This is a genomic window from Acidovorax radicis N35 (assembly GCF_000204195.1).
In the GTDB taxonomy this organism is placed as follows: Bacteria; Pseudomonadota; Gammaproteobacteria; order Burkholderiales; family Burkholderiaceae_C; genus Acidovorax; species Acidovorax radicis.
On record NZ_AFBG01000020.1, the window covers coordinates 117,970 to 141,504 of the forward strand.

Annotated in this window: 24 protein-coding genes and 1 tRNA gene; 16 read left to right on the top strand and 9 right to left on the bottom strand. The window is 65.9% G+C overall.

The features are described from left to right. Positions 1 to 14 precede the first annotated feature (14 nt). Positions 15 to 2,534 (top strand): ABC transporter permease, encoded by a 2,520-nt coding sequence (locus ARADN35_RS0114345; protein ID WP_010463299.1) that lies wholly within the window; start codon positions 15 to 17, stop codon positions 2,532 to 2,534. Between the two features lie 103 nt (positions 2,535 to 2,637). On the opposite strand, the gene ARADN35_RS0114350 is transcribed toward ARADN35_RS0114345, so the two are convergent. The 4 genes from ARADN35_RS0114350 to ARADN35_RS0114365 form a co-directional block, all read right to left on the bottom strand. Then, positions 2,638 to 3,381 (bottom strand): amino acid ABC transporter ATP-binding protein, encoded by a 744-nt coding sequence (locus tag ARADN35_RS0114350; protein ID WP_029414029.1) that lies wholly within the window; start codon positions 3,379 to 3,381, stop codon positions 2,638 to 2,640. Next, the gene (locus ARADN35_RS0114355; RefSeq protein ID WP_010463302.1) at positions 3,378 to 4,097 is read right to left on the bottom strand and encodes an amino acid ABC transporter permease; all 720 of its coding nucleotides are present in this window, start codon (positions 4,095 to 4,097) and stop codon (positions 3,378 to 3,380) included. The genes ARADN35_RS0114350 and ARADN35_RS0114355 overlap by 4 nt, the downstream gene beginning before the upstream one ends. After that, the gene (locus tag ARADN35_RS0114360) at positions 4,098 to 4,796 is read right to left on the bottom strand and encodes an amino acid ABC transporter permease (RefSeq protein WP_029414030.1); all 699 of its coding nucleotides are present in this window, start codon (positions 4,794 to 4,796) and stop codon (positions 4,098 to 4,100) included. 162 nt (positions 4,797 to 4,958) lie between these two features. Then, positions 4,959 to 5,786 (bottom strand): ABC transporter substrate-binding protein, encoded by an 828-nt coding sequence (locus tag ARADN35_RS0114365; protein ID WP_010463305.1) that lies wholly within the window; start codon positions 5,784 to 5,786, stop codon positions 4,959 to 4,961. Positions 5,787 to 5,952: 166 nt separating this feature from the next. Between ARADN35_RS0114365 and ARADN35_RS0114370 the strand changes: the two genes are divergently transcribed. The 8 genes from ARADN35_RS0114370 to ARADN35_RS0114405 all read left to right on the top strand — a co-directional run bounded on the left by ARADN35_RS0114370 (position 5,953) and on the right by ARADN35_RS0114405 (position 12,325). After that, the gene (locus ARADN35_RS0114370) at positions 5,953 to 6,366 is read left to right on the top strand and encodes a group II truncated hemoglobin (RefSeq protein ID WP_010463307.1); all 414 of its coding nucleotides are present in this window, start codon (positions 5,953 to 5,955) and stop codon (positions 6,364 to 6,366) included. A gap of 223 nt (positions 6,367 to 6,589) precedes the next feature. Continuing rightward, the gene (locus tag ARADN35_RS0114375) at positions 6,590 to 7,186 is read left to right on the top strand and encodes a LemA family protein (protein ID WP_010463309.1); all 597 of its coding nucleotides are present in this window, start codon (positions 6,590 to 6,592) and stop codon (positions 7,184 to 7,186) included. A gap of 150 nt (positions 7,187 to 7,336) precedes the next feature. Then, complete coding sequence (locus ARADN35_RS0114380) at positions 7,337 to 8,428, top strand: M48 family metalloprotease (protein ID WP_010463311.1); 1,092 nt, start codon at positions 7,337 to 7,339, stop codon at positions 8,426 to 8,428. Positions 8,429 to 8,580: 152 nt separating this feature from the next. Beyond that, positions 8,581 to 9,063, top strand: coding sequence for a RidA family protein (locus tag ARADN35_RS0114385; RefSeq protein ID WP_010463313.1), 483 nt, complete (start codon positions 8,581 to 8,583; stop codon positions 9,061 to 9,063). A gap of 48 nt (positions 9,064 to 9,111) precedes the next feature. Next, positions 9,112 to 9,525: a GFA family protein gene (locus ARADN35_RS0114390; protein WP_010463315.1), complete on the top strand. Its 414-nt coding sequence runs from the start codon at positions 9,112 to 9,114 to the stop codon at positions 9,523 to 9,525. 5 nt (positions 9,526 to 9,530) lie between these two features. Continuing rightward, entirely contained in the window at positions 9,531 to 9,923 is a 393-nt protein-coding gene (locus tag ARADN35_RS0114395) for a GNAT family N-acetyltransferase (protein WP_029414032.1), read from the top strand. Positions 9,924 to 9,937: 14 nt separating this feature from the next. Next, positions 9,938 to 10,156, top strand: a complete 219-nt coding sequence (locus ARADN35_RS0114400; RefSeq protein WP_010463317.1) for a DUF7661 family protein — start codon at positions 9,938 to 9,940, stop codon at positions 10,154 to 10,156. Positions 10,157 to 10,249: 93 nt separating this feature from the next. Next, on the top strand, positions 10,250 to 12,325 hold the full coding sequence (locus ARADN35_RS0114405) for a bifunctional 2',3'-cyclic-nucleotide 2'-phosphodiesterase/3'-nucleotidase (protein ID WP_050812535.1): 2,076 nt from the start codon (positions 10,250 to 10,252) through the stop codon (positions 12,323 to 12,325). Between the two features lie 129 nt (positions 12,326 to 12,454). Here the strand turns inward: ARADN35_RS0114405 and ARADN35_RS0114410 are convergent, their stop codons facing one another. Together ARADN35_RS0114410 and radC are read right to left on the bottom strand one after the other, a co-directional pair. Next, positions 12,455 to 13,201, bottom strand: coding sequence for a Smr/MutS family protein (locus tag ARADN35_RS0114410; protein ID WP_081474660.1), 747 nt, complete (start codon positions 13,199 to 13,201; stop codon positions 12,455 to 12,457). A gap of 194 nt (positions 13,202 to 13,395) precedes the next feature. After that, entirely contained in the window at positions 13,396 to 14,109 is a 714-nt protein-coding gene (gene radC, locus ARADN35_RS0114415; RefSeq protein WP_010463323.1) for a RadC family protein, read from the bottom strand. Between the two features lie 354 nt (positions 14,110 to 14,463). Between radC and ARADN35_RS0114420 the strand changes: the two genes are divergently transcribed. Both ARADN35_RS0114420 and ispH read left to right on the top strand, forming a co-directional pair. After that, entirely contained in the window at positions 14,464 to 14,928 is a 465-nt protein-coding gene (locus tag ARADN35_RS0114420) for an FKBP-type peptidyl-prolyl cis-trans isomerase (RefSeq protein WP_010463325.1), read from the top strand. Further along, the gene (gene ispH / locus ARADN35_RS0114425) at positions 14,928 to 15,923 is read left to right on the top strand and encodes a 4-hydroxy-3-methylbut-2-enyl diphosphate reductase (protein ID WP_010463326.1); all 996 of its coding nucleotides are present in this window, start codon (positions 14,928 to 14,930) and stop codon (positions 15,921 to 15,923) included. Before ARADN35_RS0114420 ends, ispH begins: the two co-directional genes overlap by 1 nt. A gap of 111 nt (positions 15,924 to 16,034) precedes the next feature. On the opposite strand, the gene ARADN35_RS0114430 is transcribed toward ispH, so the two are convergent. After that, positions 16,035 to 16,751 (bottom strand): CBS domain-containing protein, encoded by a 717-nt coding sequence (locus ARADN35_RS0114430; RefSeq protein WP_029414034.1) that lies wholly within the window; start codon positions 16,749 to 16,751, stop codon positions 16,035 to 16,037. Positions 16,752 to 16,921: 170 nt separating this feature from the next. Between ARADN35_RS0114430 and ARADN35_RS0114435 the strand changes: the two genes are divergently transcribed. Together ARADN35_RS0114435 and serS are read left to right on the top strand one after the other, a co-directional pair. After that, a complete protein-coding gene (locus tag ARADN35_RS0114435; RefSeq protein WP_010463328.1) occupies positions 16,922 to 17,866 on the top strand; it encodes a threonine/serine dehydratase in 945 nt (314 codons plus the stop codon). Positions 17,867 to 17,899: 33 nt separating this feature from the next. Beyond that, positions 17,900 to 19,216 carry a serine--tRNA ligase gene (gene serS / locus ARADN35_RS0114440; protein WP_010463329.1) on the top strand — a complete coding sequence of 439 codons (1,317 nt, stop codon included), beginning with the start codon at positions 17,900 to 17,902 and terminating at the stop codon, positions 19,214 to 19,216. 239 nt (positions 19,217 to 19,455) lie between these two features. On the opposite strand, the gene ARADN35_RS0114445 is transcribed toward serS, so the two are convergent. Then, positions 19,456 to 20,358: a LysR family transcriptional regulator gene (locus tag ARADN35_RS0114445; RefSeq protein ID WP_010463331.1), complete on the bottom strand. Its 903-nt coding sequence runs from the start codon at positions 20,356 to 20,358 to the stop codon at positions 19,456 to 19,458. A gap of 112 nt (positions 20,359 to 20,470) precedes the next feature. On the opposite strand from ARADN35_RS0114445, the gene ARADN35_RS0114450 reads away from it, so the two are divergent. After that, positions 20,471 to 21,676: an alpha-hydroxy acid oxidase gene (locus ARADN35_RS0114450; RefSeq protein ID WP_029414035.1), complete on the top strand. Its 1,206-nt coding sequence runs from the start codon at positions 20,471 to 20,473 to the stop codon at positions 21,674 to 21,676. Positions 21,677 to 21,780: 104 nt separating this feature from the next. Here the strand turns inward: ARADN35_RS0114450 and ARADN35_RS0114455 are convergent. After that, positions 21,781 to 21,870 (bottom strand) — tRNA-Ser (locus ARADN35_RS0114455). A 235-nt stretch (positions 21,871 to 22,105) separates the two neighbouring features. Here ARADN35_RS0114455 and ARADN35_RS0114460 point away from each other — a divergent pair. Further along, complete coding sequence (locus tag ARADN35_RS0114460; protein ID WP_010463336.1) at positions 22,106 to 22,726, top strand: hypothetical protein; 621 nt, start codon at positions 22,106 to 22,108, stop codon at positions 22,724 to 22,726. Between the two features lie 110 nt (positions 22,727 to 22,836). Next, positions 22,837 to 23,454, top strand: coding sequence for a hypothetical protein (locus ARADN35_RS0114465; protein ID WP_010463337.1), 618 nt, complete (start codon positions 22,837 to 22,839; stop codon positions 23,452 to 23,454). Positions 23,455 to 23,535: the final 81 nt, after the last annotated feature.

The following is a 23,535-nucleotide window of genomic DNA, read 5'->3' on the forward strand; positions in this document are numbered from 1 at the left end:
CTAAGGTCCATGCCATGAATCTGTCTTTTCTACGCTTGGGCTGGCGGACGCTGGCCCGTGACCTGCGCGCGGGCGAGTTGCGGCTGCTGATCGTGGCCGTGACGCTGGCAGTGGCTGCACTCACCTCGGTCGGCTTTTTTGCCGACCGCTTGCAGGGTGGCTTGCAGCGCGATGCATTGCAGCTGCTGGGTGGTGACGCCGTGGTGGCCAGCGACAACCCCACGCCCCCCGTGTTTGTCGAGCGTGCCAAGGCCCTGGGCCTGCAGACAGTGACCACCGTGGGCTTCCCGACCATGGGCCGTGCGAGTGACGCCCAGGGGGGCGCCAGCAAGCTGGTGGCGCTCAAAAGCGTGCCGCCGGGCTACCCGTTGCGCGGCAGCCTGAAGGTGGCAGACGCACCCGGTGCGCTCGACCAGCCCACCCGTGACATCCCGGCGCGCGGCGAAGTGTGGGTGGATGCCCCCCTGCTTGAATCGTTGAACCTGGCCATGGGCGACATGCTGCTGCTGGGCGATTCGCAGCTGCGCATCGCACGCATCATCGTCATCGAGCCCGACCGGGGCGCCGGTTTCATGAGCTTTGCCCCGCGTGTGATGGTCAACGATGCCGACCTGCCCGCCACGGGCCTGGTCCAGCCCGCCAGCCGCCTGACCTACCGCTTTGCCGTCATCGGATCGGTCCCCGCCGTCAAGGCGTTCAGCGAATGGGCCGTTGCCGAATCCAAGAAACCGGAGGTGCACGGCGTGCGCGTGGAGTCGCTCGACAGTGGCCGCCCCGAAATGCGCCAGACGCTGGACCGCGCGCAGAAATTCCTGAGCCTGGTGGCCCTGCTGGCCGCGCTGCTGTCGGCCGTGGCCGTGGCCCTGGCCGCGCGCGGCTTTGCGGCCGAGCACCTGGATGCCTCGGCCATGCTGCGGGTGCTGGGCCAAAGCCAGCGCACCATCGCGGGCGCCTACACCGCCGAATTTGCGATGGTGGGCCTGTTCGCCAGCTCCCTGGGGGTGGCGCTGGGCTATCTGGTGCACTACGCCTTTGTGCTGCTGCTGGCGGGCCTGGTCGAGTCGGCCCTGCCGCCGCCCAGCCTGTGGCCCGTGGCGTTTGGGCTGGGCATGGGGCTCACGCTGCTGTTCGCCTTTGGCCTGCCGCCCGTGCTGCAGCTGGCCCAGGTGCCGCCGCTGCGCGTCATCCGGCGCGACGTGGGCGGGCTCAAGCCCGCATCGCTGGCGGTGCTGGGCATCGGCATTGCCGGGTTTGCGGCCCTGCTGCTCACGGTCAGCAGCGACATCACGTTGGGGCTGATCGCCGTGGGCGGTTTTGCCGGCGCGGTGGCCCTGTTTGCGGGGCTGTCGTGGGTGGCGGTGAAGCTGCTGCGCAAGAGCGTGAACGAGGCCACCGCCCCGCGCTGGCTGGTGCTGGCCACGCGGCAGATTTCTGCGCGCCCGGCCTATGCCGTGGTGCAGGTGAGCAGCCTGGCTGTGGGCTTGCTGGCACTGGTGCTGCTGGTGCTGCTGCGCACCGACCTGGTGGACAGCTGGCGCAAGGCGACCCCGCCCGATGCGCCCAACCGCTTTGTGATCAACGTGATGCCCGATCAGGCAGATGCCTTCCAGCAGGCACTGCAGGCCGGCGGTGTCGCGAAGTACGACTGGTACCCCATGATCCGTGGCCGCCTGCTGGCCGTGAACGGCAAACCCGTGGGCCCTGACAACTACACCGACGACCGCGCCAAGCGCCTGGTGGACCGCGAATTCAACCTCTCCAATGCCGTGGAGGCGCCGCCCCACAACCAGGTGGTTGCCGGTGCATGGACGCCGGGCGAAGAAGGTGCCATCAGCGTCGAAGAGGGCATTGCAGAAACCCTGGGCCTGAAAATGAGCGACCGCCTGTTGTTCGACATGGGCGGCGTGCAGAACGAGGCGCGCATCACCAGCCTGCGCAAGGTGGACTGGGGCTCCATGCGGGCCAACTTTTTCGTGATGTACCCCGTGGCCACCGTCAAGGACGTGCCCGTGACCTACCTGGCCGCCTACCGCGCGCCCGAGACCAATGGCTTTGACAACGGGCTGGTGCGCCAGTTTCCCAACATCACCAACGTGGACATGGGCGCCACCATTGCCCAGGTGCAGCGCGTGCTGGAGCAGGTGATCCGCGCGGTGGAGTTCCTGTTTGCTTTTACCCTGGCCGCTGGTTTGGTGGTGCTGTTTGCCGCTGTGACGGCCACGCGCGAAGAGCGCGCCCGCGAATACGCCATCATGCGCGCCGTGGGCGCCCGCGCCAGCCTGCTGCGGCAGGTGCAGCGCGCCGAGCTGATGGGCGTGGGCCTGCTGGCGGGTTTCCTGGCCAGCGCCGTGGCGGTGGGTGTGGGCTGGGCGCTGGCGCGCTTCGTTTTTGACTTCACCTGGACGGCCGCCCCGTGGGTGCCCCTGGCGGGCGCCGTGGCTGGGGCGGTGCTGGCGCTGGCCGCCGGCTGGTGGGGCCTGCGCGAGGTGCTGCTGCGCCCGGTGGTGGACACGCTGCGCCGTGCCGCAGAGTAGTTTGCTACTATTTTTATAGCTATTGGCGCTTGTATATCAAGCGCCAGAGCCTTGTTTGATTCATTTTTTGCGACCCGCACGGGCCGTTCCACCCCGGGTAGCCTCACGCTGGCTTGGCAAATGGCGTGCGGATGTCCGACAGAAACTGCTGCGCGCGCGGGTGCTGGGGCCGGGTAAAAAAGTCGGCGGGTACCGCGCGCTCCAGCACACGGCCTTCGTCCATGAAAAGCACGCGATCGGCCACCTCACGGGCAAAGCCCATTTCGTGCGTGACGCAGACCATGGTCATGCCGTCCCGCGCCAGGTCGCGCATGACCACCAGCACCTCGCCCACCATCTCGGGGTCCAGCGCGCTCGTGGGCTCGTCGAACAGCATGAGCGGCGGCTCCATGGCCAGGGCGCGCGCAATGGCCACGCGCTGTTGCTGGCCGCCCGACAGCTCATTGGCCCAGGCATTGGCCTTGTGCGCCAGGCCCACGCGGTCGAGCAGCGCCAGCGCCCGCCGTTCGGCCTGCGCTTGCGACAGGCCGCGCAGCTGAATGGGCGCAAGCGTGCAGTTGTCCAGCACCGAAAGATGGGGAAACAGATTGAACTGCTGGAACACAAAGCCGATGCGCGAGCGCAGCGTGTTCACGTTCACCCCAGGCCCATAGATGTTGTGCCCGTCGATCAGGATGCGCCCGCCCTGGATGGGCTCGAGCCGGTTGAGCGTGCGGATCAAGGTGGACTTGCCCGAGCCCGACGGCCCGCAGACCACGACCACCTCGCCCTGCGCGATGGTCTCGGTCACGTCCACCAGGGCGTGGTAGCTGCCGTACCACTTGTTGACTTCGTGCAGTTCGATCATGTTGTAAGGGGCTTGGGAGTGGAAGAGGGGGCCGATGCGGAGCGCCGCGCCAGCCGGCGTTCCAGCCCATAGGCCAGGCGCGAGAGGCCGAAGCACAGCACGAAGTAGGTGAAGCCCAGGATGCCGAACACTTCCGCCGGCCGGGTGAAGACCTGGGTGTTGATCTGGGTGGCGATGAAGGACACTTCGGTCAGGCCGATGATGTAGCCCAGCGAGGTCTCCTTGATGGTGGAGACGAACTGATTGACCAGCGAGGGCAGCATGCTGCGCAGCGCCTGCGGCAGCACCACCCGGCGCATGGCGCGCGGGTAGCTCAGGCCCAGCGCGCGCGCGCACTCCAGCTGCCCGCGCGGAACGCCCAGGATGCCCGCGCGAACGATCTCGGCCAGGTAGGCGGCGTTGAAGATCACGAGCGCAAGCAGCATGGTGGTGAACTGGCCGGTCTTCACGCCCGTCACGCTGGGCAAAAAGAAGTAGGCCCAGAAGATCACCATCAGGAGCGGTGTGCCGCGCACGCCATACACGACGGCTGTCACCGGCCAGCGCACAGCACGCCACGGGCTCACGCGCGCGAGTCCAAACAGCACGCCCAGCGGCAGTGCCAGCAGCAGGGCGCCAGCGGCCAGCACCAGAGTGAGTGCCAGGCCACCCAGCGGGCCATTGGGGTACTGGCCGACCAGGAAGTAAAGCCAGTAGGTGTCGATAAGTTCAAGCATCTAGATCGTCCGCACGGGATAGCGGTGGTGGTACCAGCTGGCCAAGGCCGTGATGAGCAGCGATACCGTAAGGTAGGCGGCGCTGGCGAAGGCAAAGGCCTCGATGCTGCGGAACGTCGCGCTCTCCACCTTGGCGGCCTGGTACATCAGCTCGGCCACGCCGATCACGGTGGCGATCGAGGTGTTCTTCCAGAGGTTCAGTGCCTGCGAGATCAGCGGCGGCACGGTCACGCGCAGCGCCTGCGGCAGCACCACGCGGCGCATGGTGGCCAGAAAGCCGAAGCCCAGGGCGCGGCCTGCTTCCATCTGCACGGAGGGGATGGACCGGATGCCGCTGCGGATGTCCTCGGCCATGAAGGCGGCGGTGTAGAGCGAGAGCGCAACAACGGCGGCCGCGGCCTCGGCATGGCCGCTGTCGTAGAGCCACTGCCTGGCCGCTTCGGGCAGCAGCTCGGGCGCGCCGAAGTACCAGAACAGCATATGCGCCAGCAGCGGCACATTGCGAATGCCTTCGACAAACACAAAGCCCGCCCAGCGCAAGGGCGCCACGGGCGCCAGGCGCAGCAGGGCGACCACCAGGGCGAGGGGCAGGGCCAGCACCAGCGATGCGGCCAGCAACTGCAGCGACAGCATCAGGCCACCCATCAGCATCAGGTGGTACTTGCCGCTCAGCAGCAGGGAATAGTCAAACAAAGGCATGCATGCCAGCCATTCAGAAAAACGGCACGCAGGGTGCGTGCGCGGCGGCATCCCACACCGGGACCGGGAGAATGTCTGGGAAAAGGCGTTCGGCATGCGCCAACGGCATGTGCGACGCCTTCATCCCACCCCCTTGCGGTCGCGCCGCCGTGGGTTCAGCCATCAACCGTCGATCTTGTCCGACTCGAACTTGAAGGGGCGGTTGGTGAACTTGATCTTGGTCTGTGGGCCGTACCACTTGAAGAAGATTTTTTCGGCTTCGCCCGACTTTTCCAGTTCGCGCAGCGTCTCGTCCACCACCGACTTCACGGCGGTCTCGCCCTTCTTGATACCCAGGGCCAGGGGCTCCACGCTCAGGTTGGTGGGCAAGATGGCGTAGTCCTTGTTGCGCTCGCCCAGTTTGGCGAAGTCATCGATCAGCGAAGACTCGTCGTTCACGTAGCCCACGCCCTTGCCCTGCTGCAGCGCCAAAAAGGCCTGCTGGGTCGTCTCGAACGTCACCACGTCCACCGTGGGCACCGCCTTGCGCACATTGGGTTCCTGCGTGCCGCCCTTCACAGTGACCACGCGCTTGCCGGCCAGGTCGGCCACGTCCTTGATGCCGCTGGCCTTCTTCACCAGCACCTTCTGGCCCGTGACAAAGGTGGTCAGCGAGAAGTCGATCTGCGCCTCGCGCTCCTTGTTGTGGGTGAGCGAAGCGGCCAGGATGTCCACGTGGCCCTGCTGCAGCTCGGGGATGCGCGCGGCCACCGCCAGTTGCTTGAACACGGGCTTGACGCCGATCTTCTTGGCGATGGCCTTGCCCAGGTCCACGTCGTAGCCGATCAGTTCGCGCGTCTTGGGGTCGATGAAGCTGTTGGGCTCATCGGTGCCCAGCACGCCGACGACCAGTTCTCCCTTCTTCTTGATGTCGGCCAGTTGGTCGGCGTGGGCGGTTCCTGCAACGGCGAATGCTGCTGCGACCAGGGAAGCAATGAAACGGATGCGCATCGATTTTTCTCCAGACAGTGATGAGGATGGGCCAGGGCTGCCAAGCGGACAGAGCCCCGAGCCCTCAAGCTTCGAAGGCTACTGATCCAACGGTCAGATATGAACATCGGTTTTTTTATAATCAAACTCAACAAACGAGCTTGCATTCGCGACGCCCTTCGAACCCATGGATGACACCCCCCACACTGCGGCCCCGGCCACCACACCCTTTGAATGGATCGGTGGTGAAGACCGCGTGCACGCCCTCACCGAACGCTTCTACGACCTGATGGATCTGGAGCCCTGTTACGCCGAACTGCGTGCAGCCCACGGCAGCGACCTCGTGCAGGCGCGGCAAAAACTCTTCTGGTTCTTGTGCGGCTGGCTGGGTGGACCCGACCACTACCAAAGCCGCTTCGGCCACCCTCGCCTGCGCATGCGGCACATGCCGTTTTCCATCGGCATCAAGGAGCGCGACCAGTGGGTCGCCTGCATGGACCAGGCCATGGGCGAGACAGGCGTGCCCGAAGCTCTGCGCGCGCGGCTGAAGGAAAGCTTCATGGGGACGGCCGACTGGATGAGGAACAAGGGCACCCCCTGAGCGGCTGCGCCGCTTCCCTCGCAGCCTGCGGATGGGCCGGGTGTGCGCTCATAGCATCGATTGCTATGTTTTTAATAGCTTGTGGCGCTTTATGGGTAAGCGCTGCAGACTGTTTTGACGCTTAAATCCCTACCCGCTGAAATGTATGGCCCCTTTGGGAAAGGCGCGCTACTAAGATGCGCCCATCATCCGTTCATTCAATTCACAACAAGGAGGGTGGGACATGTCAGCTACTGCTTGGATCGTTCTGGGCCTGGTCGCCGTGCTGGCGGTGTGGGCCGTCACTGTGTACAACCGGCTGGTGCAGCTGCGCAATCGCATCGCCAATGCGTTCGGCCAGATCGACGTTCAGCTCAAACGCCGCCATGACCTGGTGCCCAACCTGGTCGAAGTCGCCAAGGGCTACCTCAGCCACGAGGCCGCCACGCTCGAAGCCGTCATCAAGGCCCGCGGCCAGGCCCAGGGCGCTGCCGCCGCCGTGCGGGCTGAGCCGGGCAGCGCCAACGCCATGGGCGCGCTGGCCGCCGCCGAGGGCGTGCTGGGCAGCAGCCTGGGCCGCCTGATGGTGGTGGCCGAGGCGTATCCCGAACTCAAGGCCGACGCCACCATGCAGTCGCTGTCCGAAGAGCTGACCAGCACCGAGAACCGCCTGGGCTTTGCCCGCCAGGCGTACAACGACCAGGCGCTGGAATTCAACGACGCCGCGGCGCAGTTTCCTGACCTGGTCGTGGCGCGCCTGCTGGGCTTTCCCACCGTGCCCATGCTCGAATCCACACGCAGCGACGAAGAGCGCACCGCGCCGCAGGTGCGGTTCTCGTAAGCCATATCGATGGGCCTCTGAGTCGCTGGCGGCGCCGTCTCCTTCCGGGGAAGCACGCGGCGGCACGGCCCATCCCAATCCACGGATGCACCGGCAGGGCTGCGGCCAGTTCTGCCCGCAGTGGATATCTCACCAACTGGAGAGGGTGCCATGAAGTTCTGGGACCATCAGGACAGCGCGCGCAGCGAGACGCGGCGCCTGCTGCTGGGCTTTGCCCTTGCCGTGGCCGTGCTGGTCGTCGCAGTGCATGCGGCGCTGGCGCTGGCCTGGCTGTTGATGGCCGCCGTGCTGCCCGGGCAGCTGCCGTTTCCGCAGGGATTCCTGGCTGCCAATGTGGGCGTGTCGCTCCTGCTGGTGCTGGGCGGCTGGTGGGTGGAGACCTCCAACCTGCGCGCAGGCGGCGTCAAGCTGGCCCGGCGCGTGGGCGCACGCGAGCTGCGGCCCTCGCTCTCGTACGCCGAACAGCGCCTGTCCAACATCGTCGACGAGCTGTGTATTGCCGCCCACATGCCCCGCCCGGAGATCATGGTGATGCCACGCACCGACGCGATCAACGCGTTTGCGGCGGGCTGGGACGAGAGCGATGCGGTGATCGCCGTGACGCAGGGCGCGCTCGACTACCTCAACCGCGAGGAGATGCAGGGCATGGTCGCGCACGAGCTCTCGCATCTGCACGAGGGCGACACCCGCCTGAAGATGCAGCTGGCGGGCATGGTGTTCGGGCTGGAGCTTGTCTACAACTTCGGCGACACGCTGCGCGAGCGCCGGGGCCTGTCGTGGTGGTTCGGGTCGGCCATCATGCTGGCCGGCCTTGCGGGCTGGCTGACCGGCCGCATGCTCAAGGCTGCGGTGTCGCGCCAGCGCGAGTACCTGGCCGACGCCCGCGCCGTGCAATGGACGCGCAGCCGCGACGGCCTGGGCGGCGTGCTGCGCAAGGTCATGGCCCAGCGCCGCGACCTGCCGCGCGGCTACGAAGAGCACAGCCATAAGGGCATGAACCACCCCTCGGTGCAGCACATGCTGCTGGTGGACCTGGGCGGTGGTGGCCGCATGGAGCGATGGCTCGACTCGCACCCCACGCTCGATGAGCGCGTGCAGCGCCTCTATGGCCGCAAAATGCAGCCGATCAAGGTCACACCGGTGGCCGCAGCCTCCGAGCCTGCCTGGCGCCCAGAGAGTGCAGGGCAGCCCGCCGGCGCGACGTTGGCGTCGCTGGTGGATCCGTTCGCACGGTATCTTTGATCCCCCCTGTGTCGCCTTCGGCGCCTTCCCCCAGGGGACGCACCCGGCGGCTTGGCCGAGCCAGTCCACGGGTGCACTGATAGTGGGCCGCGCCGGTGAGTGTCTGCGTTCTCGGTGGCATAGTGGTGGGCCTTTCAATGCCGAGATCTTTTATGTCCCGTGACACGCGTTTTCAGGAACAAGCCCAGGCCCTGGGCTACAGCTTCGATGGCGAGATCAAGATCGGTGGCAACTACGTGCCGCTGGTGCGCGACGGTCACCACATCTACCTGAGCGGCCAGATCCCGCGCGTGGGCGACACCGTGGTGGTCACGGGCGCGGCCGGTGCCGGTGCGTCGCTGGCCGATGCGCAGAAGGCTGCCAAGGTCTGCGCGATGCGCGCACTGGCTTTGCTGCAGCGTGCGCTCGGCTCACTTGATGCAGTGCAGGCCATCCTGCGCATCACCGTGTACGTACAGTCGGCGCCTACGTTTACGCAGCAAAGCGAAGTGGCCGACGGTGCCTCGGACCTTTTGTTCGCCGTGCTGGGAGAAGCTGGCGCGCACACGCGCACCTCGGTGGGCGTGCTGCAATTGCCCAAGAACGCGACGGTCGAGGTGGATCTGATTGCCACCGTGGCATCCAAGGCCGCCTGAGCGCCGTGCGCCGCGCGCGGGCCGCCGCAGAAACCGCAGGAGAGTCCCATGACCATGACGGAATCCGTTCACCAGGGAAGCTGCCTGTGCGGCGGCGTGCGGTACGAGACCACGGCGCCCCTGCAGGCGGCCTCGCACTGCCATTGCTCGATGTGCCGCAAGGCGCATGGCGCGGCCTTTGGCAGCTATGCCAGCGTGCGGCGCGAACACCACCGGTTTGTGCAGGGCCAGGCATTGGTCCGTACCTACCAGTCTTCGGCCCAGGTCACGCGCACGTTCTGCGCGGTGTGTGGGTCGCCGCTGCTATGGCACAGCGAGGGCTCCCACGCCGATTGGGTGGCCGTGCCGCTGGGTACGCTGGATACCGCCTTTGATACGCCGCCCCAAAAACACATCTACACGGACTCCAAAGCACCCTGGGTGGCGATCTGCGATGGTTTCCCGCAAGAGCCACAGGGCTAGGGGTCATGTCAGTCAGAGACCTTCTCGATCAGGATATCCCGCAGGTGCATGCCTTGCTGGTTGCGCACGGCTGGTCGCACCGGCTAGGCACCCTGTCGCAGTTCGAGGCGCTGGTGGCTGCGTCGCAGTGCAACCTGGTGGCGCTGCACGGGGACGAGGTGGTGGGCTATGCGCGTGCCATGACCGACGGGCTCAGCAATGGCTACCTGTCCATGCTGGTCGTGGCCACTGCGTTTCGGGGCCAGGGGCTGGGACGCGCGTTGGTGCAACAAACGTTGGCCAAAGCGCCCGCAGCCACCTGGGTGCTGCGCGCTGGCCGTCCAGGTGCGTCCGAATTCTTTGCGAGAATGGGTTTTGCTCCGTCGGCCATTGCCATGGAGCGCACACGCTCCACCTGACACGCTTGAACGCCATGAACCACCCCCGTTTCAACGTCTTCGGCCGCATCGTCGAGGTGCGGCGTGAGGGCGCGCTGTGGCAGGCCTACCGCGTGGGGTCCGATGGCAAGCGGACTCCCTCGGGTTTCGTGATTCCCGACTTCGTGGAAGAGCACGAACTGGCGCAGTTTCTGGAAGACCTGTTCCACGAAAGCGCTTCCCCACACAACGGCGACGTGCACCGCATCGTCTGACGGGGCGGGCAGGCGTGGGCTTTTGCACCACGTCACACCGCTGTCAAACCCCGGCCAGACACTCGGACCCTTGTTTCAACAAGGGCCTTGTTCATGTCTGAACGCACTCGAAGCCGACTTCTTTCCCTTTCGTCCTTCCATGGCGGGCGCCGCACCGCCACGCTGAGCGTGCTGGCGCTGGCCGCGTCTCTGTCCGCCTGCGGCGGCGGCGATGGCGGCAGCGTCAACAACAACGCTGGTGCCACCGCCACGCTGGCCGTGCTGGAGACCACCGACCTGCATTTCAACGTGCGCAGCTACGACTACTTCAAGCTGGCCGAAGACAAGAGCTACGGCTTCGAGCGCACTGCCACGCTGGTGCGTGCGGCGCGCAAGGAGTTTGCCAACACCCTGCTGGTGGACAACGGCGACACCATCCAGGGCACCGCGCTGGCCGACTACGAGGCCACCATCAATCCCATCCCTTGCACGCAGCAGCTGTCCATGTACAAGGCCATGGGCGCGCTGGGCTTTGACGCCGGCACGCTGGGCAACCACGAGTTCAACTACGGCCTGCCGTTCCTGAACCAGGTGCTGGGCGGCGGGCTGGATGTCGACGGCGTGGAAGCGAGCAAGAAGTGCGCGGGTGCGGGGTTCCCCATGGTGCTGGCCAATGTGACCAGCAACAAGACGAAGAAGCCGCTGGTGCAGCCCTACACGGTGCTGGAGCGCACGCTGACGGCGAAGGGCGCGGACGGTAAAGAGGTGAAGCTGCCCATCAAGATCGGCGTGATCGGCTTCACCACGCCCGGCATCATGAACTGGGACAAGCGCTACCTGGAGGGCAAGGTGACCACCGAAGGCGCGGTAGAGGCCGCCACCAAATACGTGCCCGAGCTGCGTGCCAAGGGCGCGGACATCGTGGTGGCGCTGCTGCACGGCGGGCTCGATGGCGCGGCCTACTCGGCCACCATGGAGAACCCGGGCCTGCACCTGTCGAAGGTGGCGGGCATTGACGCGATGGTGATGGGGCACCAGCACGGCGTGTTCCCTGACACGGCGGCCGCGCCCGGCTTCACCATGGCCGGCGTGGACCACAAGGCCGGCACTGTCAACGGCGTGCCCGCCGTGATGGCCAGCTCGTGGGGCAAGGCCCTGGGCGTGGTGCAGCTGGCACTGCAGTGGGACGGTGCCAAGTGGGCGGTCAACAAGTCGGCCAGCAAATCTGAGCTGCGCAACACACAGAGCAAGAACCCTGCGGGCACGACAGTGACCGTGGATGCCGACCCCGCCATTGCCCCGCTGATCGAGACGCAGCACCAGGCCGCCATCCAGTACGTGAAGACGCCCATCGGCCAGACCGACTTCCGCATGAGCACGCTGTTCGCCGACGTGGGCGACCCCGGCGCGATCCAGATCGTGAACCAGGCGCAGCAGGCCTACGTTGCGGCGTACGTCAAGGCCAGCCTGCCGCAGTATGCGCAGCTGCCCGTGCTGTCGGTGAGCGCGCCGTTCAAGAGCGGCTTCCAGGGCGGTGCCGACTACACCGACGTGGCCGTGGGCCCGTTGGCTATCAACAACGCGGCCGACCTGTACCTGTACCCCAACACGGTGTACGCGGTGAAGGTGAACGGTGGTGACATCAAGAAATGGCTGGAGGCCGCTGCCAAGCGCTTCAACCAGATCGACCCGGCCAAGACCACCGAGCAGCAGCTCATCAGCACCTTCCCGGGCTACAACTTCGACATGTTCACAACGCCCGATGTGCAGTACGAGATCGACGTCACGCAGCCCGTGGGCAGTCGCATCAAGAACCTGGCCTACCTGGGCAAGCCCATCGACGTGGCGCAGGAGTTCGTGATCGCCACCAACAACTACCGCGCCACCAGCGGCAAGAGCTTCATCGACAAGCTCGACGGCTCGGGCACCATCTGGGCCTCACCCGACGCCAACCGGGACGTGGTGATCGACTACATCCGCAAGAACCCGGCGGTGACCCGCGTCGCGAACGGCGCAGCCAGGAGCTGGCGTTTTGCCAAGGCCACGGTGGCGGGCCCGGTGGTGTTCAGTTCGGGGGGCAATGCGCTCAGCGTGGCGCAGGCGGCCGGGCTGGCCAATGTGTCGCTGCTGGCAGCCGATGACGGATCGGGCAAGGGCACGTCGAAGTACGGCGTGGACCTGTCGAAATAGGTATCAGCATCCCGCCATGGGGAGTGTGGCGGCGCGTGCCTTCACGGCACCGTCGCTGCATACCCCGATAAATTGCTATGTTTTTGATAGCTTCTGGCGCATTTCCATCAAGCGCTAGAAGCTCTTTTCTTATGTATTTCTGTACAGCACGGGCTGCAGCAGCACGACCAGCGCCCCGGCGCCTCCGTCCATGGGACGCGCCTGCACAAACGCCAGTACCTCGTTCTTTTGCACCAGCCAGCGCTGCACGCGGCCTTTGAGCACGGGGCTCTTGCCGGGCGAGCCCAGCCCCTTGCCGTGCACCACGCGCACGCAGCGCAGGCCGATTTTGTGGGCTTGGCGGATGAAGTCGCCCAGCGCCTCGCGCGCCTCGTCCACGCGCAGGCCGTGCAGGTCGAGCTGGCGCTGGATGCTCCAGTGGCCCGAGCGCAGGCGGCGTGTCACCTCCACGCCGATACCGGGGCGGCGAAAGCTGAGCTGGTCGTCGGTGTCGAGCAGGGTGCTCACGTCGAAGTCGTCACTGATCGATTCGAGCAGTACCCGCTCTTCGTCCAGCCAGTGCTGCACAGGCAGCGGCGGCGGCAGGTGCTTGCGCAGCCGCGCCACGTTGGGGTTGCGCAGCGGGGTGACGGTGCCCACGCTGCGGCTGAAGAGGTGGCGCTCGGCCTCGGCCCGGGCGGCGGCCTCGCGTCGGGCTTTTTCTTCGGCCTGGCGGCGTTCCTGGTCTTCGCGCAGGCGGCGGGCCACGGTGGCCAGGTCCTGCAGCTGGGTGATGCGTTCACCCGCCCGGCGCGGGGTGGGTGGTGCGCGGCGCCGGGGTGGTGTCGCGATTTCCCCGGCGGCGGGTGCTGGGGGGGCGTGGCGCAGGGGGCGCATGGCAGCTTTGGCTGCGGCTTTTTTCTCGGCCAAACCAGCGCGCCGGGCTGTCCGGGAGATTGCGGGGGAGGGCGCAGCGGGAGCGGGTGTTGGCTCTGTTGCCGCCGTGCTGTTTACCCCGGTCGTGCGGGCAGCGCGTGCCAGCGCGGCGTGCAATGCCGTGGGCGGGTGGGCTGGTGCAGGCGCAGGGGCGGTCACACCAAGCCCTTTTCGGCCATCGACAGCGCCTGGCCCGGCGCCACGATCACGTGGTCGAGCACGCGCACGTCCACCAGGGCCAGCGTGGTCTTCAGGGTTTGCGTCAGGGCTTCATCGGCACGGCTCGGTTCCACGCTGCCGCTGGGGTGGTTGTGGGCCAGCACCACGGCGGCCGCCTGGTGGTGCAAGGCGCGCAGCACCACCTCGCGCGGGTACACGCTGGTCTGCGTGAGCGTGCCGCGAAACAGCTCCTCCATGGCCAGCAGGCGGTTTTGCGCATCGAGGAACAACACCGCAAACACCTCGTGCCCCTTGGCGGCCAGGTGCAGCTGCAGGTAGTGCTTGACGGCATCGGGCGAGTCGAACACCTCGCGTTCGCGCAGCTGCTGGGCCAGGGCGCGGCGCGCGAGTTCGAGCACGGCCACCAGCTCGGCGCGTTTGGCGGGGCCCAGGCCCTTGATGCGTTCCAGGTCGGCGGCGCTGGTGTGCAGCAGCCCGGCAATGCCGCCAAAGCCACCTGTGATGCAGCCGGTGGTGGCGTCGATGCCGGGCGGGTCCAGCAGCTCCTGCGCCATTTGCAGCACGCCCTTGCCCACAATGCCGGTGCGCAGCAGGATGGCCAGCAGCTCGGCATCGGCCAGGGCGGCGGGGCCGCGTGCCAGCAGTTTTTCGCGGGGCTGGGCGTCGGCGGGCAGGTCTTTGAGGGGCATGGCGCAGGGTCTTTGACACCCGTCAGGGGCCGACGGGCGTAGGGCTTTGCCCGGTTTTCTACAATTGGGGCAGTTTAGAGCGTGTTTTGCACTTTTACGTACCCACGTTGGGTCCAAAGGTCAGTGATCGCAAGGCGCGGACTGCCGCCAAGGCCGGTGCCTTGGCAAGGGCTGCAACGCCGCGAGTGCTGGCCTTTGGGCCCAACCCTCTGGGAAAGCCGGGAAAAGGCCCGGCCACGTTGTTGCAAACCGCTTGCGGTATGGATACCGCGGCGCGTTTTGCGCCTAGTGGCCGGGCCTTTTCCCGGCTTTCGTGGGCACGTAAAAGTGCAAAACACGCTCTTTTGGACTTTCATGACCTCTATCGACGCTTCCCTTCCCACGGTGCAACCCGGCTCCTTCCTCACGCTGCACTACCGCCTGGCCGGCCCGGCGGGGGATGTGATCAACACTTTTACCGACAAACCCGCCACCCTGTCGCTGGGCACGGGCGAGCTGTCGCCCGCCATGGAGCAGCGCCTGTTGGGCCTGGCCGAAGGCACACGCACCACGTTCGAGCTGCCTGCGGGCGAGGCTTTTGGCGAGCGCAATGCCGACATGCAGCAGTGGGTGGCGCGCAAGCTGATGAACGAGCTGGGCGACCCCGACGAAAAGTACAACGTGGGCGATGTGGTGCAGTTCCCTACGCCCGATGGCCAGGGCAGCTATGCCGGTGCCGTGATGCAGGTGCGCGACGACGGCGCGGTGCTGTTTGACTTCAACCACCCGCTGGCGGGCCAGCCGGTGACGTTCGAAGTCGAACTGATCGGGATCCTGTGATGCAGGCCCCACAAGAAATCCTGCTGGCCGAGCCGCGCGGGTTTTGCGCGGGTGTGGACCGCGCCATCGAGATCGTGGAGCGTGCCATCCAGAAGTTTGGCGCCCCCATCTATGTGCGCCACGAGATCGTGCACAACACCTACGTGGTGAACGACCTCAAGGCCAAGGGCGCGATTTTTATCGAAGAGCTGTCGGACGTGCCACCTGGAGCCACACTGGTCTTCAGCGCCCATGGCGTGAGCAAGGCCGTGCAGCAAGAGGCCGTGGCGCGCGGCTTCAGCATTTTTGACGCCACCTGCCCGCTGGTGACCAAGGTGCACGTCGAAGTGGCCAAGCTCGCCAAGGAGGGCTACGAATTCATCATGATCGGGCACAAGGGCCACCCCGAGGTGGAAGGCACCATGGGCCAGCTGGACCATGGCATCCACCTGGTGGAAGACGTGGCCGATGTGGCCCGTGTTCAGCCCGCGCAGACGGTAAAACTCGCGGTGGTCACGCAGACCACATTGAGTGTGGACGACGCCGCCGAGATTTCTGCCGCCGTGCGTGCACGATTCCCCAGCGTGCGCGAGCCCAAGCAGCAGGACATCTGCTACGCCACCCAGAACCGGCAGGACGCCGTGAAGGTGCTGAGCCCGCAGGTGGACGTGGTGATCGTGGTGGGCAGCCCCACCAGTTCCAACAGCAACCGCCTGCGCGAGCTGGCCGCCAAGCTGGGTACCACCGCCTACATGGTGGACAGTGCCGAAGAACTCAAAGGTGAGTGGTTCGATGGCCTCGCGCGCGTCGGGCTGACCGCCGGAGCCTCGGCCCCGGAAATCCTGGTGCAGCAGGTCATCGACCGCATCAAGGCGCTGGGCGCGGTGTCGGTGCGCACCATGGCCGGCATCGAGGAAACCATCAAGTTCCCACTGCCCAAGGGGCTCAAGATCGACGCAACCACGGGCCTGGCTATCACCGAACGCACGCCAGAGACGGGGCCTGCGGGGCATTGAGCAACGTGGTGCAGGTAGGGTGCTTCTAAATTGATAGCTATTGGCGCTTGATGGATAAGCGCTGGGGCTCAATTTTTATCGAATTCTCACCGCACGGACACCGGCCGATCGCTACAGCGACACCGCCGGCCCGCTCCACAGATCCAGCGGCGGGTCGGCGGCCACCGCACGCAGGATGTCGGTGCGCGAGATAAAGCCCGACAGCACCCCCGCTTCGTCGGTCACCGGCAGGCCGGGCAGGCCGGTGTCCAGCAACACAGCGGCCACGCGGCGCAGTTCGGTGTCGGGCGCCACGGTGGGCACGGGGCTCACCATCACTTCGGACACGGGACGGCGCGCCAGGTCGATGGCCTGCTTGACGGCGCCTGGCTCGGGCAGCAAGTCCAGCGGCGCCATGTCGGCCCGCAGCAGCAGCCCGATCACGCGGCCCAGTGTATCCACCACGGGGGCCTGCGCCACCTTGTGCTCGGCCAGGGTCTGCCAGGCGTCGTTCACGCGGGCTTCCGGCTGCACACTGAGGGCACCGGTGGTCATCACGTCGCTGACCTTGGTGAGCGGCTGGCGGGCCACCTGGGGGCCTTGTCCGGTCTGGGCGTAGGCGCTCACGGCGTCCTGCATGCGCAGGTTGACGACCGCGGGGGCTGTGGCGGCGTCCGACGTTGCAGGGTGAGGCGGTGTGGGGAAGGCTGGCACGGGTTCACCGGGCACATCCAGCGCCCGGGTGTGCAGCGCCTGGGGCCGCTGCACGCGCCGCACCGGCGAGATCTGCGACAGGTTTTCCGGGCCTCCCCGGTACATCTGCCCCGATGGTCCGAACACAAAGAACATGTTTTCCTCCTCCAACGGGTACGCCTTGCAGGCCCGCGAAGGGTGTTCGCGTGTGGTACTTCCCTACCCATGTTATCGGCAGTTGTGCGGCGCGCATGCAATGGAGGTTGTGTCCGCATGTTGCGGGCAACCCCTACACTGCCTCCCTTTGCCCCATCGGAGCCCCTTGCATGATCGACCGCGCCGCTATTGCCGCCGCCCGCCGCCACATTTCCGCCGCCCAGGCCGACTTTCTGCGCACCACGCCGCTGATGCGTGTGCCGGGCCGATCCCTGGGCGTGGACTGCGGCGAGGTCTGGCTCAAGCTGGAGCACCTGCAGGTGGGCGGCAGCTTCAAGGCGCGCGGCATGTTGTACCGCCTGCTGGCCAACCCGGTGCCCGAGAGCGGCGTGATCATCGCCTCCGGCGGCAACGCCGGCATTGCCGTGGCAGCCGCCGCCAAGGCCCTGGGCGTGCGCTGCGAGGTGTTTGTCCCCGAGGTCTCACCCGAGGCCAAACGAGCCCGCCTGCGCGCGCTGGGCGCCGAGGTGGTGGTCACCGGCGCTGCCTATTCACAAGCCTTCGAGGCCTGCGTGGCCCGCCAGAAGGCCACAGGCGCGCTGCAGGCCCACGCCTACGACCAGCCCGAAGTGGTGGCGGGCGCGGGCACCCTGGCGCTGGAGATGGAAGAACAAGGTGGCCGCCTGCCCGACACGGTGTTGGTCAGTGTGGGCGGTGGTGGCCTCATCGGCGGTGTGGCCGCCTGGGTGGAGAGCCGCGCCCATGTGGTCGCGTTGGAACCCGAACGCGCGCCTACGCTGCATGCGGCGCGCGCTGCGGGTCAGCCAGTGGATGTGGAAGTGGGTGGCGTGGCCGCCGATTCCCTGGGCGCCCGTCGCATCGGCGCCATCGGCTGGGAGGTGAGCCAGCGCCATGTGCACGATGCGCTGCTGCTGCCCGACGACGCCATCCGTGCCGCCCAGTTGTGGCTGTGGAAGGAGCTGAAACTGGCCGTGGAGCCCGCTGCCGCCCTGGGCCTGGCCGCATTGCAAACCGGCGCATACAAGCCCCAACCGCAGGAAACGGTGGCGCTCATTCTTTGCGGCGCCAACTTTGACCCTGTCAGCCTCGCCTGAGCCGAGACCGACCGCCCCTTTAAAATCGACACTATGCTTGACATCCTTCTCCTCCGCAAAGACCTCGACACCGCCATCGCGCGGCTGGAAACCCGCAAAAAGCCCCAGGCCTTCCTGGACGTCCCGGCGTTCCAGTCCCTGGAGTCCGAGCGCAAGACCCTGCAGACCCGCACTGAAGAGCTGCAGGCCCAGCGCACCCAGCTGTCCAAGCAAGTCGGCATGCTGATGAGCCGCGGCGACAAGGATGGTGCCGAAGCCGTCAAGGCCCAGGTGGCCGCAGGCAAGGTGGAGCTGGAGCAATCCGCCGCCCGCCTGGAACAAGTGCAGGCCGAACTGCTGGCCATGCTGGTCGCGGTGCCCAACCTGCCGCACGAATCCGTGCCGGTGGGCAGCGACGAAGCCGGCAACGTGGAAGTACGCCGCTGGGGCACGCCCGGCACCTTCGATTTCGAAGTGAAGGACCACGTGGACGTGGGCACACCGCTCGGCCTGGACTTCGACATGGGCGTCAAGCTTTCAGGCTCGCGCTTTACCGTGATGAAGGGCACCATCGCCCGCCTGCACCGTGCGCTCGCCCAGTTCATGCTGGACGTGCAGACCCAGGAGCATGGTTACACCGAGTGCTACGTGCCCTACGCCGTGAACGCCGACTCGCTCAAGGGCACGGGCCAGCTGCCCAAGTTCGAAGGCGATTTGTTCGCGGCCAAGAAGGGCGGTCAGGACGGCGAGCCCGTGCCCGACAACGCGGCGCTGTATCTCATCCCCACCAGCGAAGTACCGTTGACCAACTTTGTGCGCGACGTGGTGGTGGCCGAATCCGAGCTGCCCATCAAGCTGACTGCCCACACGCCGTGCTTTCGGTCCGAGGCCGGCAGCTATGGCCGCGACACGCGCGGCATGATCCGCCAGCACCAGTTCGACAAGGTCGAGATGGTGCAGATCGCGCACCCCGAAAAGAGCTACGAAGCGCTGGAAGAAATGACCCGCCACGCCGAGGCGGTGCTGCAAAAGCTGGGCTTGTCCTACCGCGTGATGAGCCTGTGCACGGGCGACATGGGTTTTGGCGCGGCCAAGACCTATGACCTGGAAGTGTGGCTGCCCGCGCAGAACACCTACCGCGAGATCAGCTCGGTGAGCAACTGCGAGGCCTTCCAGGCCCGCCGCCTGCAGGCCCGCTTCAAGAACGCGCAAGGCAAGAACGAGCTGGTGCACACCCTCAACGGCTCGGGCCTGGCCGTGGGCCGCACGCTGGTGGCGGTGCTGGAAAACTACCAGCGCGCCGACGGCTCCGTAGAGGTGCCTGAGGTGCTGCGCCCCTACATGGGTGGTGTGGCAGTGCTCCAGTCCTGAGAGGCTGAGAGTCTTTTGTCCACGCCCGCCTTGCACGCCAAAAGCCCCGGCTCGTCGTTGCAAATGCTCGCCATAGCCCGGGCTATGGCTGTGCTTTGCGCCTAGATCCGAGGCGTTTTCGCGCGCCTTTCGGGCTTGGCTAAAAAACTCTCAGCCTCTGAGTCCTGGGCGCTCCCCGCTGGCGAGATGCCAGCCACGACGGGCCCTTGTGGCCCGTTTTCTTTTGGAGTGCGTCCAGGCTAGTGGGTGGCCAGCCCGGGTGGTGCCGAAAAGTCCACCTGTGCCTGCGCCAGGCGCTGCATGGCGGGGATCAGCGCCCGTGCGTCGCCACGCCGCCACTGGAACGTGTACTGCAGCGGCGCAAGCGGGGTGCGCCCGCCCACGGCACGCAAGCCCAGCGGGCGCACCCATCCCGAGGGCAGAAACCCCACGCCCACCCCTGCGCGCAGCATGCCCGCCACGGCCCCCAAGCTATTGCACAGGATGTGCTCGCGGACGGTGACCCCTTGTGCAAGCAACCAGTCGTCCAGCAGCCGCGTGGTGCCCGCACCTGGCGGCAGCGTGACCAGTGGATGCTGCTGCAGCAGCGCTTTGGCGCCCAGGCGGCCAGCCCCCGGCAGGCTGGGTGACACGGCCCAGGCGAAATGTGCGGCACCCACGGGCTGCGACAGCAGCGTGCTGCGCGACGCGCGTCCTGCGATCACGGCAAAGTCCAGTTCACCGTCGTCCAGGCGACGCCCCAGAACTTCGCCCACATCCACACAGGGCTCCAGCGCCAGACCCGGGTGGGTGCGCCGCGCCATGGCCACAAAGGCAGGAAGCCAGGTGAGTGCGGAAAGGTCTCCCGTGCCAAAACGGCAGCGGCCCGTGAGTTCCCTGCCAGCCTCCAGTGCGTGGCCTAGCGCCGCCATGGCGTTGAGCACCCCCAGTGCGGCCGGCAGCAGGCGTTCACCCGCCTCGGTGAGCACGGCGCGGTGCCCGCTGCGGTCAAACAGCGGCTGGCCCAGGGTGGATTCGAGCTCGGTGATGCGTTTGGACAGGGACGACACCGACAGGTGCACGCGCTCGGCCGCCGTCACGAAATTGGCGCAGTTGGCCGCCCACCAGAAGGCTTCAAGCTGTTTGAATGATGGATGGGGCATGGGCGAAATTAGTGGTGAAAAGCGAATGAAATCATTCTAAATATTCCGCTTTCATTCACCGAACTGAAAATCTACAGTGGCGCTGCTTCCTGAACGCAATGAAACCCGCACCATGGCCATCCACCCTGTTTCCGCACCCGCCGCCACACCGCGCCCGCCTGCCGTCTTGCGACGCATGTTGTCGCTGCACGACTTCGAAGAGGCCGCACGGCAGCGCCTGCCCCGGCCGATCTTCGGCTACATCGCTGGTGCGGCCGAGGACAACGCCTCGCTGCGTGACAACCGGGCCGTGTTTGAGGACTTCGCCTTCGTAACGCGGGTGCTGCGTGACGTATCGCAGCGTTCGCAATCCGTGGAGTTGTTTGGCGAGCACTACAGCAGTCCCTTCGGCATCGCCCCCATGGGCATCAACGCGCTGTCCACCTACCGGGGCGATCTTGTGCTGGCGCGTGCGGCCCGTCGCGCGGGCATTGTTTCGGTGATGAGTGGCACCTCGCTGATACCGATGGAAGACGTGGCACGTGACAGCCCGGGCACCTGGTTCCAGGCCTACCTGCCTGGCGACCAGGCGCGCATTGACGCACTCATTGACCGTGTGGAGCGTGCAGGTTTCCGCACCCTCGTTGTCACGGTGGACATCCCGATCTCGGCGAACCGGGAGAACAACATCCGCACGGGCTTTTCCACACCCTTGCGCCCCGGCTTGCGCCTGGCATGGGACGGCCTCGTGCGGCCACGCTGGGTGGCGAGCACGTTTGTGCGCACATTGCTGCGCCACGGCATGCCGCATTTCGAGAACTCTTTTGCTGCGCGCGGCGCCCCCATCGTCTCTTCCACCGTGCTGCGCGACTTTTCGGCGCGTGACCATCTGAACTGGCGCCACATCGAGGCCATTCGCCGCCGCTGGAAGGGGCCCTTGGTCGTGAAGGGTCTGCTCAGCGTGGAGGACGTGTTGCAGGCACAGCGTGCCGGGGCGGATGGCGTGGTGTTGTCCAACCACGGAGGGCGTCAGCTCGACGGGGCCGTATCGCCGATGCGCGTGTTGGAAGAGGTGGTGGCCGCTGTAGGCGCTGGCTACCCGGTGCTTGTGGATGGAGGCTTTCGGCGCGGCTCCGACGTGCTCAAGGCCGTTGCGCTGGGCGCGCGTTTGGTGCTGGCGGGACGTCCGTTCAACTATGCAGCCGCCGTCGCCGGGGAGGCGGGGGTGCACCACGCAATCACGTTGCTGCGCGACGAGGTCGACCGCAACCTTGCCATGCTCGGTGCCACGGGTTGCAGCGAACTGGGGCCCCAGCACATCGTGCGCCAGCGGGGTTGAGTGGCAGATTTCAATGGACGGCACGGGAGTGCACCCTTATCCGTCCAAGGCGTCCAAAGAAAAAGCCCTGCGCTATTGATTAGATAGCATCAGGGCTTTGTCAGTGGCGGAGAGGGTGGGATTCGAACCCACGGTAGTGTTGCCACTACGCCTGATTTCGAGTCAGGTACATTCGACCACTCTGCCACCTCTCCTGTGTGTCGAATCCTGAGATTATAGCAAGGTTTTCCGGGGCACCAGCATCTCTTCCCATCTCCCACTCCAAACGCGGTCACCTGTCGTGTGGCTGGCGTGCGCTCCGTCTTGCGGGGCTCCTGCCTGTAATTGCCTGTAATCGCTTTGCTTTTGGGGCCTGCCTACAGTCGCATCACTGCTTCAAAAAACGCAGTACCAAGCAACCCGGCGACAGGACATCAGGTAGGAGTCTCCATGGATATCAAGCTGCGATTTGTGAACCAATCCCGCGACGGCAATAAGTCGGAGGTGGTGATGTATCAGAAGAACCAGCTCACCAGCATGGCTTCGCTTGCAATGGCCTGGAAGGTGATCCGGTTCTGCGGACGTGACTGTTACCACCCCTTTGTTTTCCCAGCGGGTTTCGAAGTGGGCGTTGCCGATGAGTACGGCAATTTTTCACCCCGCATGGCCGCAGAAAACGGCCAGATGCTCAGGCTGGAATCCACCGCATCGGGTACCCGGCGCCTGCGGCGTGCGGGGCCGGCCAGTGCCTCCAATGAACTCGATGTGCTCAACGACCTGGGCCAGGGCGCGGTCAATGTCTGCGTATTCAGGGATGGCCGGATGGTGGGTATGAAGACTTCCGTCACGCCGGGCCAGAAGGCGGTTTTCCAGTACCAGCCGGTGCTGTGGATTGGCGTGGCCTCCCAGGTTGCGCAGGGCGTGGCGATCAGCTCTGCCGTCATGAGCAATGCCAACTCCGAGCTGTCGCTGTTGGGCATCGCCAGTGCGGACATCGTGATGTCGGGCGGTGGGCCTGGCGAGGGCTCCACGCCCTACGAATTCAATCTCGAGAACATCGTCCAGATCTGACCGAACAGGCAGAACAGGACACACAGAGTTCGCCTTCAGGGCCGCAGGGTCCGGGGGCAAACGGGCAACGCATGGCGTGTTGCCACCACTTTCACCAACAGGAGAAACTCATGGGCGTTCAACTCAATTTCATCAATAACTCCAACGACACGAACAACTCGGAGGTCGTGATATTCCAGAAGAATGTCGCCACCAATTTCGACGAACTGTCGGTGGCCTGGCAGGTCATCAAGTACTGTGGCCAGGGCGACAACCATCCGTTCACGTTTCCCATGGGCATGCAGGTGGGGGCCAGTGACAGCTACGGCAACTACACGCCGCAGCTGGATGCCCAAAATGGCCAGCTGTTCCAAATGGCTTTGACGACCTCTGGCGACAGGCTCGTGTCTGCAGGCAGTGGCACCAGTTCCAAGGAAGTGCAAGTGCTCAACGCCTTGCCCAAAGGGGCCATCAATGCCAGCTGCTACAAGGATGGCAAGCTCCTGGCCATCAAGACCTCGATTGCTCCTCAGCAAAAGGCGGTGTTCGAGTTCAAGCCCACCATCTGGATTGGTGTGGCTTCCCAGATCGTGCAGGGCCAGGTGATGAACTCGGCCATCATTTCCAATATCAACACCGAGCTGTCGCTCCTGGGCATTGCCAGCGCAGACATCGTGATGACCGGTGGCGGCCCAGGCGCCAACTCCACGCCGTTCGCGTTCAACCTCGAAAACATTGTGATGTGCTGAAGCAGCGCGTCGGCGTGGGGCCGTGTAGTGCCCAGCGCCGATGCTCTGCAGCGCGCGCAGTCCATCCAGGAAGCATGCCGT